This window comes from Paenibacillus sp. EB106-06-01-XG199 (genome assembly GCF_058791575.1).
The window spans coordinates 510507-530945 of the sequence record NZ_JBYTDQ010000003.1; the positions used below are offsets into that span (position 1 = coordinate 510507).

The window sequence follows — 20439 nt, forward strand, 5'->3', positions numbered from 1 at the left end:
ACACTTTCCATTATAAATGCGATTCAGGTCTCCTTTTACACAAAGTGTCAGGCACTGCTCCGGACAAAAATGATAGCGTTAACAATAATCTGCTGGTAATGAACTGTTCTTACGGCTTAACCTATCAAAATCATCCTCCAAACACCAGTGTAAAATCTTTAAATTCATTCCATTTTCTTTAAAACACCAAGTAGAAACGGTCGCCGTCCTCAAAAGGACGGTATCCGTTTCAGCGGGAAATAGAAGGATGATTTATAGCGTGAAGCATATAAATTTTTATATTTTAAAAAAAGTCCCGCAGCTACGCTAATAGCCCGGGACCACCTTTAATTTTGTCTCGCGTTGATCTAAACCAGATTCCAGAACATTGCCGTATTCGCTGCGGTAATCATGGTGAACAGAATGGTGTTCAAGAAGGAGGCCAGCCACACATTGTTGGTCTTCTCAAAAATCTTCCGGGCATATACAGCAGCTATTAGGAGAAGCGGCACCATGGCGAACAGCAGAATACCGTTTAAGGATTGCCCTGGATAAAGTGCAACACCCGTAATGAAATCTTTGCCATATTGAGCTGCCATCCAAAGAATAAGTCCGCCCACATTCAGAATAATGGATAGCAGATATCCCCTTCTTTGCCCTCTTGTATTGGCATTTAGTGCAACAACACTGACAAAGTAGTAAATAAAGAAAAACGGCATATACCGAAGCCCGGTGATCAAATGCTCGATTTCAAAGGTACGTACAGCAAAGGTCCAAAGACGGAAATCTGTGCCAGCTACTGCCTGCACGGCGAACAGCAGCAGATAACCAACGAACACAGCTGCAATGGCAGTGCACAAGCTGGCGATGATGGTAATAGAGTTCAGATGGATCCCATAGCTGCTGAATTTCGTACCCGCCTGCTTTTTCGAGAAATAGTAGAACGCACAGGTTATAAAGGCAATAATGAGACCGGAGACAAGCGCCCAATATCCAATCTGATTTGTTGTAGGTTCGTTAAAGTAAGAACTGGTCGAGAGAATACGACTTGATTTTTCAAAGACGATCCACAAACCCAGCGAAATTACCGCCAGCAACGCACTTCCTATGCCTATGTTTTTCATTTTGGCGCGGACATCCGGGTTCGCCTTCTGGCTGTTGGCCAGAATAAAGCCTGCGGCCGCTGCGGCCAAACAAATGATTAGCAGGATAATGGAAATTACACTCAGAACATTCAGTCCATCCGCTTGCTTATCCATTAACGTAGGGAACAATATGGCCGGAAACAACGTCGAGAACACAATGGCTGCCCAATAGGCGATTCTCTGCATCCCGGTTGAAGGCGCGCTTACCGTGGTTGTGGAAGCCGTGACCGAACGCTTCAGGAATGGAGCTTTCAGCAGCAAGCTGATCAAGGGAACCAGTAGCAGAAAGAAGCCCACCAATGCTATAGCATTGCCCGTTTCTTTCATCCACCAGATTTGATTGCCTGAACCAAGATCAGCGTTTGTCTGGTTGGGTGAGGTCACACCTTTAAAGGCATGGGCATAAAAATCAATAAAGCTGGCGGTTGCAGTTTTGGAAAAATGGTTCCACGGGTGAGTCTGGCTAGGTGTAAATAAGATATGCTCACCGCTCTGCGCTGGACGAACGACCTTATCTTCAAGCTTCAATTCTCCAGATTCTACAGTGTAGAACTTTCCCGTCTCTGCAGCCGGATTGTCCGCGGCAAGTCCAAGGAATCCTTTGCCCGAGATCGTTGCCGCAAAATCCTTTTCCGTAACGGTCCCCTGTACTTTCTTCTCGGTGGCACTCTTTTCAGCATCCGACTTATTGAAGAAGAACTCATCATATTTCCCCGCAATCATGCCTACCGTCCGGCTGCCAAAAGCAGCTTGAATCTGATCCTGAGGAGCAACCGCGGAGGCGTAAGAGAAATCGGCACCCGCAGAAATCCCGGCATAAATCATGCGCTGTCCGGTCTGTAGCGAGGTCAGTTCATCCATGTACATAGCTACCAATGAGGAGAATCCGCCCATCGAATGGCCGCTGACCGCGACATAAGCGTTACCCTTATCATCTTTTTTGGTGTAATCCTGTTCAAAAATGTACTTGGACGCGTCAAATTGGGAATAAACCCAGAAGGTGCCGAATAAGTCCTTCACGGGGATGTCACTTTCCCAGCGCGAATCACCGTGATCATACATATCAAGCGCCAGGACAATATAACCCCGTCTGGACATTTCGATCGCCGGAGCATCCTGCATTTCTTTAGTATTCAGATAGCCATGTGTCGTTATGATTACCGGCCTGGGATCCTCTGCACCAGCCCCATCGGGTGTATAGAGCAGCCCGGAAAGTGTACCATGATCACCCTTGAATTTAATTTCTTTCACGTTCACCGAGTAAAATGAAGTGTTAAACATATTGGCGATCAGACTTCCAAGAATGATCAGACTCAAGGCTAAGGCCAGCAAGCCCTGTGGTTTTTTGAATTGCGAAACCATTTTACTCATTATAGATAGCTCCTTTGTCTTGAACTTATGGGGTTACATCATCACGGCCCCTTAAATGTAAGCGTTATCAATATTCGCAACAGGTATAGCAGCGCTAAGAGATCTAACGCTGATACCTTTTGAGAATGTGATCTTTTTACTTCAATTGATCCGAAAGCTCCTTAAAAATAACCCCAAGCGCATAGGCACCCGCATCGGGATATCCAATGCTTCTTTCGCCAACAGTGCCTGCGCGTCCCATACGTGCCACAATAGCTTCTGTCTTTTTGGCTCCTTCAATGGCTGCATCGGCACCCTTCACAAAAGCGGTTTTGAAATCATCTCCGGCCTGACTGCTCTTCGACCAGGAATCTGCACAAGGCACAAGAGCGTCGATCAAGGTTTTGTCCCCCACCACGGCTCCACGCCCGAATGAACGTTCACCGACTGTTTGTATGCCTTGTACAGCGGCCTGCATCATGTCAGCAAATTCAGAAACACTTATTTCTGTTTTCGCACCAACAGCCTTACCCGCTGAACGGAATGCAGAACCCCAGATCGGTCCGGAAGCCCCTCCGCAATATTCCATAATAACCAGTGAACAAGCATTCATAAAGCTTCCTATGTCCGCTTGGCTATGTGCCAGAATATCTTTCCACTCCCGCTTCAACTGCCGGAATCCTTTGGCAATACTCATCCCGAAATCGCCATCACCGGCATGTGAATCCAGTTCACAGAACGGAACTTCATTTCTAATAATGATTTCGCTCATCTTGTCTAACAGATAGACGAAATTATCGAGTGTAAAGGTATCGCCATTGATCTTGGCATATGCTTCAGGTGTTTCTGTCTCAAAGGATACAGATGATTCTGTGAGATTGTCCCGGGCAATATCAACATACGGAACGCTTTCCGTAGGCCCTGAAACTTTGAAGGCAGGGGTATCGCTTTCCTTGAATAAGAGCATTTTCAGTTCTTCGTCCAATTTCATAAGGGTGATGGAGGCTCCGGCCATATCAATGCTTGTCATATAGTTTCCGACGAAGGTTTTACAAATCTTAATATTTTTCTTCTCTGCTAATTCCCGGGTCACGGCGTTATTTAACAGATACAGCTCCAGCAGCGGAGTTCCCCCAAATCCGTTAACGAGTAGTGCAATCTCGGAAGAAGCTTCGCCCCCGATCTTTAAATCCGCTAAAAGTGCCTCCACCATACGTTTTGCCAGACTATCGGCAGTTGCTATTTTTTCGCGGCGGATTCCCGGCTCCCCATGAATGCCGACGCCATATTCCAGCTCATCCTCAGCAATTTCGAAGGTGGGGGTTCCCTTGGCAGGAACCGTACATGAGGTTAATCCGAAACCGATGCTGCGGACATTTGCAGCCGCTTTCTCCGCAGCGGCTTTCACCTGCGCCAGACTCCAGCCCTCTTCTGCCGCCGCCCCGGCAATTTTATGCACCAGTACAGTTCCGGCTACTCCCCGGCGCCCTACCGTATATAAACTGTCCTGTACCGAAATATCATCTTCTACCCGGACATAATCGACTTCAATCCCGTCTTCTTCAGCCAAAAAAGCTGCGTTCTTGAAATTCATCATATCACCGCTGTAATTCTTTATAATCATCAAGGTACCCTTTTTGCTGGCGGTTGCCTGAATGGCCTGATATACCTGGATCTGGGACGGGGAGGCGAAAATATCTCCGCATACCGCCGCATCCAGCATGCCTTTCCCCACATATCCTGCATGTGCAGGCTCATGTCCGCTGCCACCGCCACTAATCAGGCTGACCTTATTTTCATTGATTTCTTTTTTCTTAATGATTTTATACTTCCTCACAAATTCAAGCTCCGGATGAGCCATGGCAATGCCATTGCACATTTCAATGACCGTGTTCTCCGGCTGATTGATGATCTTCTTCATGGATTAGGCCTCCCGGGCTGTTTTGTAGTTTTGGCCAATTCTGTCTGCCGCGGCAATCGCAGCTGCAACTTCCTTTACAGTGATAGGGAACGGCATCGCATGAATGGATTCTTCAGGAATGCAGGCTTTTTCAGCGACTTGAAGCAGTTCCTCAGCTGTAATATGATCTACGCCGATATCCGCCAGGCACACAGGCAACCCTACCTCCAGACAAAAATCCAGAACCTGATGCAATTCCTCCGTCGGGGCATTCTCCAGCACCAGTTGGGCAAGTGTGCCGAAGGCAACCTTTTCTCCGTGATAGTAAGAATGTGTTCCTTCCAGAATCGTTAAACCATCATGGATCGCGTGTGCGCCGCCCAAGCCTGCGCTTTCAAAACCAAGACCCGACAATAAAATATTAGTCTCCACGATATTCTCCAGCGCCTGTGTAACCACATTACTATCACTGGCTATCTTCGCTTTCGCCCCGTCTTTAAGCAGCATTTCATAACATAGGGTTGCGAGGGCGAGCGCTGCGTTCGTTCCTACAGCAGGGGCACAGTAGCCTTCTCTTGAGCCCATGGGCAGACTGGCGTTCACTCTCGAATAAGACTTGGAGGTCGCTCTTGCTTCAAAATAGGTGGACAAAGCGTCCCCCATCCCTGCCACAAGAAAGCGTGTAGGCGCATTGGCTATCACCGTCGTATCTACCAAAACAACACTTGGACTTTGCTTGAAATAGGCATAATCATCAAAAGCCCCCTCCGGTGTATACAGCACGGCTGAATGGCTGGTAGGTGCATCGGTAGCAGCAATCGTCGGGCAAATGATCAGAGCTTCTCCCTGAGCGACGCATTTGGCCGCATCAATCGCTTTGCCTCCGCCCAGGCCGATTGTGCAGGTACAGCCCTTCTCTGTCGCAATAGCCTGTAATCTGGTGACTTCCTGACGTGAGCACTCTCCCTTAAAACCGCTTTCAACAAAGGTGATGTTAAACTTCTTAGACGTAGCATCGAGCTTATCCTTTACCCGTTTCACATCATCCGGATGGGCAATCAACAAAGCGGAGGAACCAAATGAAGTTACAAAGTAGCCAAGATTTAATAACTCGTCTTCACCTTGAACATATTTAGTTGGACTAATGAATGCTTTTCTCATGAATCTAACGCCTCCTGTTTTTTATAACAAATTTTATTATTTAATTAGAGTATAAAGCAGGATATTGATCTTGATAGTGGAATATCATAACCAATAATTATAATTCTTAATCGTAATTATTTGCACTGTGCAGTAACAATGGTATCCTCTTGCCATAAAGAAGGTCCTTATTATACGATTTTAAATCGAGGGGTGATTTTTTTGATGCAAGAGTCCTTAAATATAAGCAAATTTTTGGATCTCAAAAAATGGAAGCGGCTTCAGGATTCCTTGGCTACCGTTACCAAGCTGGCTATTTTGACGGTTGATTACAAGGGAATCCCTGTGACCAGCCACAGCAGCTGCCAGGCTTTCTGTCAGAATGTGCGGAAGGATCCGGAGCTGCTGCCGTTTTGCCAGAAGTGTGATTCCCGCGGCGGGCTTGAAGCAGTTCGATTAAATGCACCTTACGTTTATCTATGCCACTTTAATATTATAGATATTGCGATTCCGATCACTGTGGATGATAAATACCTGGGTGCTGTGATGGCGGGGCAGGTCAAGCTTTCCGATCCTGAGAACGGTACAGATCTGGAGCAAATTGTATCTTCGCCAAACAAATCATCACATCTGCTAAAAGGAAATCAATTGAAGGCATACTACGATGATATACCAACGATGACCTATGAAGAAGTCGTGAAAATATCCAACATGCTGTTTCTCCTATGCAACTATATTATCGAAGAGGCACTCAACAAAAATCTGCTGGTCGAAATGTTCGAGAAGGCTGCCGGAAACGATGAAGCCCTAAACCTCTCCACTATTCTGCCCGGCTACACCATTAAAAATATTGAGTCGATCAAAAAAGAAATGACCAATGCTATCGCGGATGCCTACCTTAAAAACACATCCAGTGATATGAGTATTTGTACAAACCCGATCTTTAAACCCGCCTGGGATTATATTTACAATAACAAAAGTGAAAATATAACATTAAGTCATATGGCTGAGCTATGTCACATCAGTCCCAGCTATTTCAGCAGACTTTTTGCGAAGGAAACAGGGGAAAACTTCACCACTTATTTGGCAAGGCTAAAGGTGAAATGGGCGAAGCAGCTGCTCGAAGTGACCGATATGCCCGTTTCTCAAATCAGTGATGAGCTGGGCTTCAATGAACCCGGTTATTTCATTAAAATCTTCAAAAAATTCGAAGAGATCACACCTGCTCTTTATCGTAAAGGTTATCGGGAAAAAGCAGGATCAACTTGAGCACTTGGATGGACGCTCCGCGAACGGACCGTTGTTTCAATCGCTGCCCAATCCAGATTTTAATGATTTGCCTAATATAAATTGAACTTAAGATCTTTACATGGAGTAAGGACGTTTCAAAAAAATGGGGGTTATTAGTACATGAGTATTGAATTTAAAAAAGTGAGCGACTTTAATCGAGGAATACTCTTTGAATTATTGAAAGATACATATTCATTTGATTGCAGATATCAGCAAAGTAGTAATTCTGATTGGCAAGTTTTTGACAACTTTTTCTTTGACAATTTGCAAATTGCAGATAAATACGGGTTTATCACAACACTAAACGATGAAGCCATCGGATTTGTTTCATGGGACCCGAGAAATATGCCTGAGTATGCGGAAATTGGCCATAATTGCATTGCTTCAAAACACAAAAGCAATGGTTATGGTAAAATACAGCTTCAAGAAGCGGTCAATAGAATTACCCAAGATAATGTAAGAAAAATCATTGTAACCACAAATAATGACCTAATCCCTGCTCAACGAATGTATGAGAGTGTTGGGTTCACAATATATCAAAAAAGGGAAAATCAAAATATTGCAGATTTTGTTGGTGAACACATAGATTATGTATATTTTTGCTGAAGCAAGCTTCAATGGAGCAAAACCGAAGAGCAGCGATTCCCCAATAACGGGAGAATCGCTGCTCTGTTTTTTAGAAAGAAGAAGATTAGACCTGGTCATAGAAAATCGACTTTTGGGACACCCCCATATAGAATGAACTTAATAACTACACAAAAGGGAAAAGTGGCGGAGGGGAATTTTGGAACTGTAGGAGCGACAGCGTCCGCCTTTAGGTTTGGATTTCTACCGCGATTCGCGGTTAAATTCAGGAAATCCAAACCTAACAGCGGCCGGAAGTCCAAACATTCTCTGTAGTCACGACCAATCCCGAAACAGAAGAATTATAAGTTCAATCTATACAGTACTTACATTCCCACAGCTGAAGATATCGCGGCAAAGACTGCAGCCACCAGCCACAAGATTGGAAACAGCTTAAGGATGACTTTGAGCCACTGCCCAAAATTGATCCGGGCGATTGCCAGTCCTGCTAATAATACTCCACCTGTTGGGGAAATGAGGTTGGTCAACCCGTTTCCAAATTGATAAGCGGTTACTACCGCTTCGCGGTTGACACCGACCAGATCGCCCAATGGGGCAAGCACGGGCATCGTTAAAGCGGCCTCACCGGAGGAAGAGGGCACCAGGAACGTGATAATATTATGCACGACCAGCATGATGGTAGTGAACAAATAGTTTGGCAGACCTTCAAGCAGGTTTGCCAGTGCATTCAGGATCGTATCGATAATCATGCCGTTCTCAGCAACGACGAGAATTCCCCGGGCCAGCCCGATAATGACCGCCGCATAGATGAATTCGCCACAGCCCTTTACGAAATTCTCAGCGATTTCCTTCTGATTCATCTTGGTGACCACACCCGAGAAAATACCAAGTGCGAAGAAAAGGGCGCCGATCTCGGTCATATACCAGCCCTTGGTCATAATTCCCCACACAATCAACCCCAAGGTAGCGATAAAGCCGCCAATGATGAGTTTATCCCGATGGGTGAAGCTCATCTTTATGTCTGAGTTCTCTTTAATAAAGTGCTGACGATTTAAAATGTCATTCTGGAATACAGGAGATTTCTCCGGATTTTTCTTCACCCGCTGCGCATACCACATGGTAAAACCGATTGATATCGCAGTGAAAACAATCCATTCAATAAATCTCAGCCATAGCTGTGGATTGCCCTGCACTCCCGCTACGCCTTGCGCAATCAATACTGAAAACGGATTAACGGTGGAGCCGATATAACCGATCTGTGTTCCAAGATAAAGGATGAGGATGGCCGTAATGGAGTCAAAACCGAGTGCAAACATCAAAGGAATAAAAATGGCGTAAAGAGGTATTATTTCTTCACTCATTCCGAACGTGGAACCTCCAAGGCTGAAAATAACCATCGCTATCGGAATCAGCAATATCCCTTTTTGTTTGAGCCGTCCGGCCAAGGCCATCAGCGCCCGGTCAATCGCACCGGTCTGCAAAATAATCCCAAAGGCTCCGCCTACAATAAGTACGAAGGCAACCACATCAACAGCATTGATAATGCCTTCCATTGGTGCACTGGCGATTTGCGCAAGTCCCTGCCGCAAATCGCCCTCTTCACTGACTTTCGGTACGGAATGATAGGTTCCCGGGATAATCGTTGTCTTGGCTGAACCATCTACAATGATTTCCTGCCGGTCAAATTGACCGCTCGGGACAACCCAAGTCAAACCGGCAATCGCTATTATAATCAAGAAAATCAATGTATAACTATGAGGCAGAGACTATTTTATTTTACGTTTAGAGGTTTCCATTTTATCCCTCATTCCTAGTAGCGTCGTAGGTGATTTTCCCGGCAGCAATAGTTAATACGACTTGTGCGTCTCTGATATCGGCAGCTGTTGTATCCAGAAGATTGCGGTCAAATACAGCAATGTCGGCATATTTCCCCGCTTCTAAGGTTCCCGTGCTCTCTTCCATACCACAGTGCCTGGCCCCGTTAAGGGTCCATGCCTTTAAGACTTCAGATGCTGGCATTCCCTGCTCAACATTCCAGCCTTCAGGTGGTGACCCGTCAGGAAACAACCGGAAAGTGGCCGCGTAGATCGAATCAGGAACACTAGTGAGGAACAACGGTAAATCAGTGCCAATGGTAATGGGGATGTTCGCATCCAGCATGGACCGGTAATCATAGAACCGGCTTTCATTCGCTTTTCCAGCCACAGCCGCCATATACGCATCTTCATAGGAGGGATTTAACAGCAGGATCTGGGCATATACCTCGGCGAAAATCCCGTTTTCCCCCATCCGTTTTAAATCATCGGGGTGAGGGTATTCCAAATCACTGATAGAATGTTTAATTGGATGATCCCCCTGCTGTTGACGGCAGGTTTCGAGCATATCTACAGCTCTGCGAATTGCTGCATCCCCTTCAGCCGTAAGACAGCACTTGATTCCATGCCTGTCTGCTTCAAATACTGCAGCTTCAATTACGTCATAGTCAACCGGCTGCAAAGTAGTTACTCCCGGCAGATCTGCGTAAGGCTCCAGCATATCCCCTGTATGATCAGCCACAACACCGTCTATCATCAGCTTGAATCCCTGAAAGCGGAGAACCTCCCCTTGATAGCGTTCTTTATATTGAATTCCGGCGGGAATATCAATCGGCTGCAGCACAGGTTCCAGCGCAAAATGAAACCGCAGCGGCAGTTCCCCGGCAGCTTCCAGTTCTTCAAGAACCGGCAATAAACCGCTGTGCTGGTCAAAGCCTATATCTTTGATGGAGGTTACACCCCGCTTGGCAAGCATCCGGGTGAAATCCAAAAACTCTTTTTTGACTAATTCCCGATCCTGCATCATTTCATACAGTAAGCTGGCACGCGCCTCGGCACTGCAATGATCAGGGGTGAACCGATATTTATCCTGGGCGATTTGGTTCATCCAGCAATAATTTTTCGTCCGATTCATGGCAATGACGGCCCTTTGAGGAAAAGCTATATCTAATATACTTTGCTCTGGGAGCTTTCCCCATAACTCCCGGCTCCAGCCGTAAGCGTATACATTTTGATCTTCAGGTTGTTGTTCCGCTTCTTCTATAAGCAATTGCAAGGCATCTTCTATAGAGGCTGCATTTGTCAGATCCACGCCACGGTGCAAGGACATATATCCGGTAAAAAACACATGATTATCATGCACACCAGGCATAATCAACGCATCCCTCAGATGATGGACAATCGTCTTCGGTCCGATCCAGGCTTCTGCCTCTGCCGGATCGCCGACCGCGGCAATCCGTTCCCCTTGCAGGGCGATGAATCCAGGCGAGGCATCCTCCTCTTTTCCTGTAAACACGGCACTAGACATTAGTACTCTTTCTGCAAAACCATGTTTAACTGCTCCCATGATCTCTCCGCCTTAGTTCAAATTTATAATACGACTTATAACGTTATACTATAGCTACTGCTTCTCCATCATCGGAAGAAACAGTAGCTTTTACGTATTTAAAATTCCAGCTGACTCTAATGAATTACAAAGTAAATTGGTAACGGTCACCAATAATGAACTGCTTCCCTACATGAACCGGCTTACTATACTGGTCGTAAATAATGGTGTTCATGTAAAACAAAGGCTGGCCGATCGGAACTTCAAGTAATTTCGACTGAGGTTCGTCAGCCAAGACAATTTGTAATATCGTCTCTCCCGGCTGGTTCGGATCAATATTGTATTCGCTGCGCAGCAGCTCATATATCGAGCCTTCAAGATTGGCCTCCATTAAGAAAGCGAAACGGTCAAACGGGTAATAGTTATTTTCCAGCATCAGCGGTTGTTCGCCGGCATATCTCTGGCGCTGAATATACAGCACAGACTCACCTGGCTGGATTTGCAGCCGCTCTGCGGTATCTGAATCGGCTTTCACCTTTTTTCTTTCCGTGACTACGCTATGCGATGAAACTCCATTCGCTTTGCAGGCAGCCGTAAAACTGATGATATGCTCAATCTTCCGGCCGATCTTGGGCCTATTCACAAACGTGCCCTTGCCCTGCCGCTTCGTCAAATACCCTTCTCTCACCAATTCCTCTATCGCTTTGCGAACAGTAATCCGGCTCACATTATAGGTCTCGGCCAGCTCAATTTCAGTTGGTATTTTATCCCCTTGATTAAAGCTGCCGTTGGCGATTGCGGATTGAACCGCATTTTTCAATTGAATGTATAATGGCTCAGCGTTTTCTGCATTTAACATGGTTTACCCTCACTTGTTATATAACGTTATATTACTCTTTCTTTAGAGTAACAAACGATTCTCTTTTTCACAAGCAAAGATAAGTGTTCCCATTAATATTGGGCTCCGAATCCAAATGAACCCTCTACCAGACAGCTCTTGGCAGCTAATCTCGAACCTTCCTTCATTGCGGCTTGAATATCCCCGTCCTTAATCATGCTTAGTAAAAAGGCTGTAATATAGGAATCCCCTGCTCCCATCGTATCCACAGCATGGATGAACTCCGGCGATTGATAATAAAAGGCTGTTCCATCATAGGCGATAGACCGGTCTCCGCCTCGTGTTGCAACTAATACCTGACCCTCTCTCTTGCGTTTGGAACGAATATAACTTTGCGTCGCTTCATCCGTCATATGGCTGCAGGAAAAGAAGGCAAAATCGGCATTTCCTATATAACGTTCTACTTGCTCTTCCTCAAAGTCATCGGAAAAATCAAATGAAAGTGGAATCTTCAGATCATTCAGCTCAGTAAGCAGGTGCCCGGTGTGGCTGTAAAGACCCGTATGGACAATATCGAATCCGCGGATGTATTCCTTATCGTCTTCACTAAGTTCTATGGGATGAAGTCGGGTAACCCCGCCTTCGTTGCTGCCGAGAAAGACTCTTTCCCCGTTCTCCAGCGTTACGCGTGCACATCCATTTTCACCGCTGTGATGTCTGCAGTGCGAGGTATCTATCCCCAGCTGTTGCAATGTATTCTCTACCAGCCTTGCCTCATCATCATCACCGAACACGCCGAGGAAGGCCGCATCCGCACCCTCTCCTTTGGCGAAAACACTGAAATTGAGTGCGTTGCCACCGGGGTACATCATACGCAGATGAACATACTTGTCGACCACATTATCGCCAATCCCTAATACTCTCATGGTTTACACTCCCGTTCAGTAGGCTACTTTCCCCATATAACGGCGGGTTTCCAGCGGATGACTTCTTACTTCGGCCAATGCCTCGCGGTAGACGCAGATAATACTGTAGAACAATACCGGATTAAAGAATTCCACGACTTCGTCGGCAATAACACCTAAGCCAAGCTCCTTAGCATCAATCACTTCGACTTTTTCAGCATATTGATTCAGGAAGGTGCGTGCGCGTTCATCCAGCTCACGGGTGCGGCCTTCATTAATCATTAAGATGAATGGAGTTTCTTTATCGGTTACTTCGAACGGACCATGGAAAAATTCGCCGGAGTGGATAGCCGCTGCATGAAGCCACTGCATTTCCATCAGAGAGCAGATCGCAAATCCATAAGCATGACCATAAGAAGCTCCGCTTGTCAGGATATAATATAACTCCTCGTTGCGGTACTTTTCGGCAAATACACGGGCTCGTGGAGCGACCTGCTTTTTGCCCTGATTAATAATACCGTTAATGGTTTGCAAGCCTTTTTGAAAAGCGTCAATATGTGCATAACCTTCAGCCACATGCAACAGTTCTGCAGCGAGCTCCAGAATGATAGCCATCGGATTATTTTTGACGTCACTGTCATCTCCCCATTCATACAGGAAAGAATAATCAGAAAATTTAAGCAACGCGGCCTCCTGATTATGGGTTAAGCCAATGGTGTGTGCGCCCTTCTCTTTGGCAGCTTGTGCAGCAGCCACCGATTCCGGCGTATTTCCGCCATGAGAACAAACAATGACTACCGATTGTTTGCCCAGACGTTTAGGCAAAGCATGAACAAACTCGTTAGCCGTATATAGACCCGTTACCAGCTTTTTCGCTTCGCTTTCCAGAAAATACTTTGAGGGATACATATCAACCAGCGAACCTCCGCAGGCTACAAAATAAACCTCTGAAATCCCCTTGGCCACTTTTCCATGAATAGCTTCAACAACCTGATGTACATTCATTTGATTCTCTCCTTTGTATAACGTTATATAACGTATTGTTTACGAGATAAATATAACCGCTTTCAAAACAGCTGTCAAGCCCCCCTTCGGCTGAATTCCAAAAAAACTCCTCTCCAGAACTTGTGATTAGGCAAGCCCTGAAAAGGAGTATTATGGTTTAGGAGAAAGAAGCCTTGGCACCTATAAAGTAGCCAATTGAAACAAAAAGGAGTGACCAGGTCAGCGCACATGCAACGGATATCCATACATATTTTTTGAAGGGCATGGCACTGATGCCGGAAATATAACTGGCAACATGCCTGACCCCCGGAATAAAATAGGCAAAAGCAACCGTCCAAATTCCAAAGCGTATATACCATCCCTTGACTCTGATAAACCGCTTCGGGGTAAGCCCAATCCACTTACCGTATTTATTCACAACCGGTTGTCCCAGCCGCAGACCAATGGTGTAGCTGATCATCATTCCTGTTATGGACCCTATGCAGCCGATCAGTACCGAAAGTGTGAAATTCAGAACCATAATGGACGACAAATACCCTACAAACAACATCAACACTTCGTCAGGTACGGGAAGTCCAAGAATTCCAAGCGCCAAAAGAGCAAAAATTGCTAAATAACCGTAATGTGAAATTAACTCCATCATCCAAGGCATCAATATTTCACTTCCTGTTGAAGTTTTTTTTGAAAGAAGGGAAGGGAAGCCGGCTGATCATCATTATAGACAGCATCAACATTAATACGACTATGTATTCCGGTTTCATCCGTCCATCCAGCAAAGAGATCATCGAAAGGATCACCCCTGCAGCAGTAATCGGCATCCCAACGAAACCCTTCGAAGAAGCTGATATATTAAATCTGGCCAACCGCAGTGCGCCGCAAATCAGGAAAGCAACTGCAGCCAGGGTCCCCAGCCACTGAACATTTTCCAGCTTGTACAACAAAATCAGAAACGCAGGAGCCAATCCAAAGGATATGATATCTGCCAGTGAGTCCAATTGCTTGCCGAAATCGCTGGTACAATGCAGCCACCGGGCCAGCAAACCATCCATTACATCACACAAAGCCGCTAACAATATCATGGTTAATGCCAAACTATATCGTTCTTGAATTGTGAAGAGCAAAGAGAATGCTCCAATTCCCAAATTTGCCAAAGTAAACATTGAAGGCAGCCAATTCCATTTCATGCTGTCTTACTCCTTTCGCTACAGTACATGTATTGGTGGGATTAGCCTTCAAATCTAATCATAGATTTGACGCCTTCCTCGATATTTTCCACTGCATAACTACAGCCATGCATATCCAGTATCCGCTTTGCAATGGAAAGCCCCAGTCCCGTTCCACCTGTCAGTCGGCTCCGGGAAGGCTCAACCCTGTAGAACCGCTCCCAGATTTGCCCCAGCTGATCTTCGGGTATCGACTCACCTTTATTATGAATAGAGAATACAGTAGACTTCTCATCGCTCTGAACATTCACGGTTATGGTACTTCCATCTTCAGCATGCCTGATTGCATTGGTTAGAAAATTAAGAATAACCTGTTCGATCCAGCCCGCATCCGCGTATACCGGCAATTCATTAGCAGGAATTATCATCACTTGCAGCTGCTTTTCCTGCAGAAAGTGAATCAGCCTGTCCGCTACCTTTTCCGTCAGTTCCGTCAGCATGAAGGAGGTCTTCCGGAGTTTAGTTGTCCCCGACTCCAATCTGAACAAATCTAGCATATCATTCACAAGAAATCCCATTTTTTCAGATTCCTCAATAATGACCTTAATGTAGTAATCCTGTTTAGCCGCACTTACTCCGTCTTCTAATCCTTCGGCAAATCCTTTAATAATACTTAGAGGCGTCTTCAGTTCATGAGAGGCATTGGCAAAAAAGTCCTGCTGCATGGTCTCCATTTTTTGTTTGCGCTCCATATCTTCGACCAGCTGCTGATTGGCCTCCCTCAACTCACTCAAGGCAGAATCCAAACTTTGTGATAAGGTGAACATGCTATTGGACAAGCTCCCCAGTTCATCCTTCTGCCGGATGGAGGGATGTCCTGTAAAGTCCAGGGAAACCATACGTTTGGCAATTTTGTTCAGCTTGATCAGTGGACGGGCTACCATTTTAGAATAGAAGTAGGACAGTATTAGAATAAATACAAAGCCTCCGATTCCGAGATATAAAAAGAACCAGCGCAGCGCATCATTCGAATCCTTAACCTCCTGTAAGGAGGTGACAGTGAATAACAGATCAATATCTCCGTTGCGTTGCTGCACAGGCAGAATCATCACAGAGTTGCGGATCCCACCCCAAGGAGCTGTCCAATCCGCTTTCTGCATTTGTAGCCCTTTGAATTGTTCCACCCGGGCCTCAGACAACGGAAACCACTCGTCCAAGGCCTCAAACAGGATGCCCTGACGCGGGTTCCATATTTTCAGATTCGGTAAAACGATCTCCGTGACAATACCGGAAAATTGAGTGTCTCCTCCCTCTGATTCATCCCCAATGGCTGCGGACCCTTGCTTTTTTATGCTAGTGGGGAATATGAGCTCCGGTGAGTAGACATCTCCTTCAATCAGCTGGTCTCCCTGAATGGTCAACGGATCATCCAGCTTAATATTTGCTGCGCTAAACTCATCTCCATACTGATTCATGAACAGGGATAAAGAAACAGCTATGATCTGGCCGTCTTCATTCATAACCTTCATATGAAACGGGTCTTCCGATTTCATTTTGCCGTCCAGCTTCATAATAACCAGCTGCGTTTTATTGCGCAGCATGAAGCGGGCAAGCTCCTGAGAAGTCCTGCTCGTATCCCACGACTCACTTGTGTAGCTTGAACCAAAGCTCTTGAGATGCTTCTCCACGCGGTTTTCTTTCTGCTGCTGATAGAAGCCGTCAAAGAAAAACAGCTGGCTCAAAATCACCATCCCGTAAAAGCAGACAAAAAACACTACTGTCATTACGAACAGCTTAAAGGTAATTCCCCATCTTTTCATGCCTCGTCCTCAAATATGTACCCGGTGCCAATCACCGTGCGAATATAGCGTGACTCATACCCCAGCTTACTTCGCAGTTTTTTGATGTGGCTGTCCACTACACGGGAATCGCCTTCGAATTCAATCCCCCATATCCGGGTAAGGATCGTGTCCCTTGAGATTACAATGCCCTTATTTCGGATCAACAGCCATAACAAATCATATTCCTTAGGGGTAAGCTCTATTTCTGCACCAGCAACCTCAAGCCGATGAGCCAGCGTATTAAACATTGCGGAACCAAACTTTACGATGCTGGATTCCGGCAAATGGCCTCCTTCGACCCGTTTCATTAGCGCATTCGCCCGGGCTATCAGTACTTTTGGGCTAAACGGCTTCGTCACATAATCATCCGCACCCAGTTCAAAACCGTGAATTTTATCTTCATCTCCGGATTTGGCCGTCAACAATATGATGGGTATCGCTGCCTTTTTGCGGATTTCCCGGCACACTTCAAAGCCGTCCATCTTGGGGATCATAATATCCAGAATCAGCAGATCCGGTTGCAGCGAATCAAACCAGCTCAATGCATCTTTTCCATTATCCGCCTCTTGTACTTCCCAGTCGTTCTTTATGAAATAATCGGAAACAAGCTCACGAATGCGGCTTTCATCCTCAACGAGAAGAACTTTCTTTTTCAATATAGTCCCCGCCCTCAAACCATTTTTATATTTTTCAGCTTAATCGAGTGATATGTCCTTCATGTGTCCTTAGACAGAACAACCCCCCACTTGATTCTACAGATACAAGTCCAGATATAAAAGTGTTGATTGTGGACGCTGGTGAAACCGGGAAAGGTGGATTGAAAGTAGGCCCTAAAAGCCCGCAGCGGGTTCGTTTACTCGTACCGGACCCAGGGGGCGCTATGGAGAGTAAAATCCCTGTTTATTCTCTTTTGCGGACCCAGGCGACCTTATCTGCTCTGCATTCTCTCTAAAAACGGCCAGCAGGGAGAAATAACTGCGCTGGAGTCCGTTGTCCTCCTGTAACAGGCTAAAAGCCCCAAATAAGTGCAACTCGGTCCGTTCGTGCTCAGAGCCAGGGCAAGTAAGACCCGGACGCAACCTTCATGCGGAGCGGCCAATGACAAAACAAAAGCAGCGATCCTCCAGTAACAAGAGGATCGCTGCTTTTTTAACTTTTTTGGGTTTCTATAGTGAGAAGGATCATTGGGTTCAGCCGAGGCCGATTCCCACGGTCACAATTTCATGTCCGCCAACCGGCAGCTCCAGCACAACGGCGCTGCCGCAGTCCAGGAGTGCCGATTTGTCCTCTAGAATATTGGATTTGTAAAATCCGGTATTCGGTATATCCGTCTCCAAGTGCAATTCACACGGCTTGCCCTCCATATTGAACCAGCGGACCAGCAAGTCCCCGCTGTCCTCATTCACTTTAAGAGAGGACAAGGCAGCAGTCTTACCGCTCCAGCGAAGTGGTGAATAAACGGCAGGAAGGGTACCCGGATGAAGCTCCGCCTGGGCGGTGATCCAAGGAATCTGGAACTGATAAGCCCCGGCGGCAGCGCCGGAGGACACAACGTCTCCGTCATGCGGAATGAGCAGCATTTCCGCTGTCTGTTCGCCCTGGCACTGGGCTTCCGGCGTAGGAAACCAGCCCCAGTCTCCCATCTCACCGACACAGCGGAGCAGGGTTACGGCTATCGTATTACGGCCGTCGCGCAGAATTTCATATTCATTCAGCCCAAGATTGGCTACCGCAAGTCCTGCGCCTGCTTCCGCCACATCCACGAAAGACTGCTGATGTTGTGTATTGCTGGGATTCAGCCACTCTGGCGCCGGCTCGTTCGGGCGTTCGGCCAGCTCGAACATGGAATCGGCACGGTGGGTGGACGCGGCCAGATCGGTCGGGAACAGCATCCGCAACCGATGGTCCTTCGCCGTATTGCTGATAAAGCTTTCGATCTTCAGACCTTTGCCGCCCTGCTCCAGCCTCAGCACCGTGTGCAGCTTAAGCAGCACGGTTGCCGTGGAGCGCTGCGCCTGCCGCTCGGGATAGTAGACCAGCGAACGCTGTTCGTCTTCCAGAAGGGAGTCGGCTGCAGCCGGAATTGCCCACTCATGGGTAATTTCTACGGAAGCCCGGTACGGCGTGTCTTCAATCACGCGGATGCCGGCCGCTAAGCCCTGGGTAGTGAGCGGCGTTTCACCTGCCGGCTGTCTGAACATATATTCGTTGCCGATATCGCCGGTATTCTCATAAATGCCAAGATCACGGTACACCTTGCCGCTCGGCTTATGCGTCAGCGCAAAGGAACCGTCCGCCATGATTTCTACACGCAGGTTTGCGTTTTCCAGCACCTGCTCTCCTTGGAGCAGGGAGACCTTTCCGGTAAGCGGGGAACCTTTGCCCTCTTGAAGACGTACCCATGCGTAGCTGCGCCAACCCAGCGCCGGAACGTCCGCAGCCTCAAAGGTCAGCTTTACCTTGCGGCACATATACGGCTGCCGGAACCTGTCGTCCGGCAGATCGTAGCCAAACGACAGGCCCAGATCCTCGACGGTGCAGGGAACTTCTGTCCCCCGTTCGTTGATCAGCACCCGGCCGTCCAGGTCTACCGCTTTCATCCGGCTGGCCGTTACTTCCAGCGGCAGACCTTCGCGCAAATACAGGCGGGTTACGTCCAGCTCCACGCTCACCGTGCCCGTGCGGCTCCAGCCGCTTGTATTGACCGCTACAAGCGGCAGGGCGTCTTCGCCAAATCCGGAGAACAGGGAAGTATCAACCGCTTGGGTGATGGTTTGCATGCTGCCTTCCACAATGCCTTCGGCGATGTGGCGGCTTTTATCAAAGCGGGTCACCATCTCGCGGTGCACTTCATCCACGCTGCAGCCGCAGATCGAATCATGCGGATGGTTCTGCAGCAGTGTCTTCCAGGCGTAAGTAAACAGATGATGCGGATACTCCCCGCCGTGCAGCCTGGCGATGGAAGCTAGCGGCTCCGCCACCTTCTCAAGCAGCGCCTGGCCGCGCTGGTTCATCTGCTTCAGGTACACCCGGGCCGAAGCGGTATTGACCAGCGTCCCCCAGCCATCGGTGCGCTGGCTCCGCAGCTCGCCCTTGACCGTGGAGAGGCCGCGGTCCAGGGCAGCGGCTGCCACAGCTCCTACATAGTCCGCAAAGTTGGAATGGACAAAAGCCGTCTGCGGATACAGCCTCTGCGCTGTACGGATTGCCTCCGGCAAATCGGTTTGCAGCGGCTGATGATCGCAGCCGTTCATGAACAGCAGCTGATCCGTAGCCGCGAATCGTTCGGCGTCGGACAGCTTCCGGTCCCAGAATACCTTCGCCTCCGCCGGATCGACCGGAATCTCATTCCCGTTCGAATACCAGTTGGCGAACAGGATTCCCAGCACCTTCGAGCCGTCCGGACCTTCCCAGAGCAACTCGGAGAAGGAGGATTCATAACCGTCGTCGGAAACGGTGTTATTGAATCCCGTCGGCTTGACCCCGCGCCCGAAGAATGCGTTAGTAATTCCGGCCTGCGCCATGAGCTGGGGAATTTGTCCCGTCAGGCCAAAGGTGTCGGGAAAATAACCAATCCGCGAAACCTCCCCATACACGCGGGCGTCCTTATGGCCGATCTGCAGATTGCGCACATTGGCTTCCGGGCTGGTCAGAAAGGCATCCTGGAGAATATACCAGGGCCCGATAAAGATTCTCCCCTCGCGGATATGCCGTTCCAGCCGCTCCCGGTTGCCCGGGCGGACCTGAAGATAATCCTCGATAATGATCGTCTGACCGTCAAAGAAAAAACTTTTGAAGTCCGGGTCCTGCTCCAGTTTGTCCAGCAGGCTGTCCACAAGCTGGACGAGACGGATATGATGCCGCTCATAGGGCAAATACCATTCCCGGTCCCAGTGGGTATGTGAAATGATATGCGCCGTTTGTTGTTTGTTCAAGTG

The 20439-nt window shown here is 47.6% G+C and carries 15 protein-coding genes; 2 read left to right on the forward strand and 13 right to left on the reverse strand.

Annotation, left to right across the window (positions count from 1 at the left end):
* Window positions 1-347: 347 nt before the first annotated feature.
* The 3 genes from AC3WT9_RS13150 to AC3WT9_RS13160 form a co-directional block, all read right to left on the reverse strand.
* Entirely contained in the window at window positions 348-2495 is a 2148-nt protein-coding gene (locus AC3WT9_RS13150) for an alpha/beta hydrolase family protein (protein ID WP_341379317.1), read from the reverse strand.
* Between the two features lie 136 nt (window positions 2496-2631).
* Window positions 2632-4395, reverse strand: a complete 1764-nt coding sequence (dhaK, locus tag AC3WT9_RS13155; RefSeq protein ID WP_341379318.1) for a dihydroxyacetone kinase subunit DhaK — start codon at window positions 4393-4395, stop codon at window positions 2632-2634.
* A 3-nt stretch (window positions 4396-4398) separates the two neighbouring features.
* A complete protein-coding gene (locus tag AC3WT9_RS13160; protein WP_341095089.1) occupies window positions 4399-5535 on the reverse strand; it encodes a glycerol dehydrogenase in 1137 nt (378 codons plus the stop codon).
* Window positions 5536-5739: 204 nt separating this feature from the next.
* On the opposite strand from AC3WT9_RS13160, the gene AC3WT9_RS13165 reads away from it, so the two are divergent.
* Both AC3WT9_RS13165 and AC3WT9_RS13170 read left to right on the forward strand, forming a co-directional pair.
* Complete coding sequence (locus AC3WT9_RS13165; RefSeq protein WP_379141098.1) at window positions 5740-6783, forward strand: PocR ligand-binding domain-containing protein; 1044 nt, start codon at window positions 5740-5742, stop codon at window positions 6781-6783.
* A 141-nt stretch (window positions 6784-6924) separates the two neighbouring features.
* Window positions 6925-7410 (forward strand): GNAT family N-acetyltransferase, encoded by a 486-nt coding sequence (locus AC3WT9_RS13170; protein WP_492407631.1) that lies wholly within the window; start codon window positions 6925-6927, stop codon window positions 7408-7410.
* Window positions 7411-7754: 344 nt separating this feature from the next.
* Here the strand turns inward: AC3WT9_RS13170 and AC3WT9_RS13175 are convergent, their stop codons facing one another.
* The 10 genes from AC3WT9_RS13175 to AC3WT9_RS13220 form a co-directional block, all read right to left on the reverse strand.
* Entirely contained in the window at window positions 7755-9152 is a 1398-nt protein-coding gene (locus AC3WT9_RS13175; RefSeq protein WP_492407705.1) for a YfcC family protein, read from the reverse strand.
* Between the two features lie 34 nt (window positions 9153-9186).
* Window positions 9187-10770: an amidohydrolase gene (locus tag AC3WT9_RS13180; RefSeq protein WP_341379320.1), complete on the reverse strand. Its 1584-nt coding sequence runs from the start codon at window positions 10768-10770 to the stop codon at window positions 9187-9189.
* A gap of 124 nt (window positions 10771-10894) precedes the next feature.
* Window positions 10895-11608 carry a GntR family transcriptional regulator gene (locus AC3WT9_RS13185; RefSeq protein WP_341095098.1) on the reverse strand — a complete coding sequence of 238 codons (714 nt, stop codon included), beginning with the start codon at window positions 11606-11608 and terminating at the stop codon, window positions 10895-10897.
* Window positions 11609-11700: 92 nt separating this feature from the next.
* On the reverse strand, window positions 11701-12513 hold the full coding sequence (locus AC3WT9_RS13190; RefSeq protein ID WP_341379321.1) for a fructoselysine 6-kinase: 813 nt from the start codon (window positions 12511-12513) through the stop codon (window positions 11701-11703).
* 15 nt (window positions 12514-12528) lie between these two features.
* Window positions 12529-13497 (reverse strand): SIS domain-containing protein, encoded by a 969-nt coding sequence (locus tag AC3WT9_RS13195; protein ID WP_341379322.1) that lies wholly within the window; start codon window positions 13495-13497, stop codon window positions 12529-12531.
* A 157-nt stretch (window positions 13498-13654) separates the two neighbouring features.
* On the reverse strand, window positions 13655-14149 hold the full coding sequence (locus AC3WT9_RS13200; RefSeq protein WP_341095103.1) for a DedA family protein: 495 nt from the start codon (window positions 14147-14149) through the stop codon (window positions 13655-13657).
* A 7-nt stretch (window positions 14150-14156) separates the two neighbouring features.
* Window positions 14157-14681 (reverse strand): CDP-diacylglycerol--serine O-phosphatidyltransferase, encoded by a 525-nt coding sequence (pssA, locus tag AC3WT9_RS13205; RefSeq protein ID WP_341095104.1) that lies wholly within the window; start codon window positions 14679-14681, stop codon window positions 14157-14159.
* Between the two features lie 41 nt (window positions 14682-14722).
* Window positions 14723-16480, reverse strand: coding sequence for a sensor histidine kinase (locus AC3WT9_RS13210; RefSeq protein WP_341095106.1), 1758 nt, complete (start codon window positions 16478-16480; stop codon window positions 14723-14725).
* Window positions 16477-17157 (reverse strand): response regulator transcription factor, encoded by a 681-nt coding sequence (locus AC3WT9_RS13215; protein ID WP_076114419.1) that lies wholly within the window; start codon window positions 17155-17157, stop codon window positions 16477-16479. The genes AC3WT9_RS13210 and AC3WT9_RS13215 overlap by 4 nt, the downstream gene beginning before the upstream one ends.
* A gap of 534 nt (window positions 17158-17691) precedes the next feature.
* Window positions 17692-20436 (reverse strand): alpha-mannosidase, encoded by a 2745-nt coding sequence (locus tag AC3WT9_RS13220; RefSeq protein WP_492407632.1) that lies wholly within the window; start codon window positions 20434-20436, stop codon window positions 17692-17694.
* Window positions 20437-20439: the final 3 nt, after the last annotated feature.

Bases quoted from the DNA above. Each gene is read 5' to 3' on its own strand.
- pssA (WP_341095104.1), bottom strand. From the start codon at position 14,681: ATGAAATGGAATTGGCTGCCTTCAATGTTTACTTTGGCAAATTTGGGA.
- AC3WT9_RS13170 (WP_492407631.1), top strand. From the start codon at position 6,925: ATGAGTATTGAATTTAAAAAAGTGAGCGACTTTAATCGAGGAATACTC.
- AC3WT9_RS13165 (WP_379141098.1), top strand. From the start codon at position 5,740: ATGCAAGAGTCCTTAAATATAAGCAAATTTTTGGATCTCAAAAAATGG.
- dhaK (WP_341379318.1), bottom strand. From the start codon at position 4,395: ATGAAGAAGATCATCAATCAGCCGGAGAACACGGTCATTGAAATGTGC.
- AC3WT9_RS13160 (WP_341095089.1), bottom strand. From the start codon at position 5,535: ATGAGAAAAGCATTCATTAGTCCAACTAAATATGTTCAAGGTGAAGAC.
- AC3WT9_RS13150 (WP_341379317.1), bottom strand. From the start codon at position 2,495: ATGAGTAAAATGGTTTCGCAATTCAAAAAACCACAGGGCTTGCTGGCC.
- AC3WT9_RS13190 (WP_341379321.1), bottom strand. From the start codon at position 12,513: ATGAGAGTATTAGGGATTGGCGATAATGTGGTCGACAAGTATGTTCAT.
- AC3WT9_RS13200 (WP_341095103.1), bottom strand. From the start codon at position 14,149: ATGCCTTGGATGATGGAGTTAATTTCACATTACGGTTATTTAGCAATT.
- AC3WT9_RS13195 (WP_341379322.1), bottom strand. From the start codon at position 13,497: ATGAATGTACATCAGGTTGTTGAAGCTATTCATGGAAAAGTGGCCAAG.
- AC3WT9_RS13180 (WP_341379320.1), bottom strand. From the start codon at position 10,770: ATGGGAGCAGTTAAACATGGTTTTGCAGAAAGAGTACTAATGTCTAGT.
- AC3WT9_RS13210 (WP_341095106.1), bottom strand. From the start codon at position 16,480: ATGAAAAGATGGGGAATTACCTTTAAGCTGTTCGTAATGACAGTAGTG.
- AC3WT9_RS13185 (WP_341095098.1), bottom strand. From the start codon at position 11,608: ATGTTAAATGCAGAAAACGCTGAGCCATTATACATTCAATTGAAAAAT.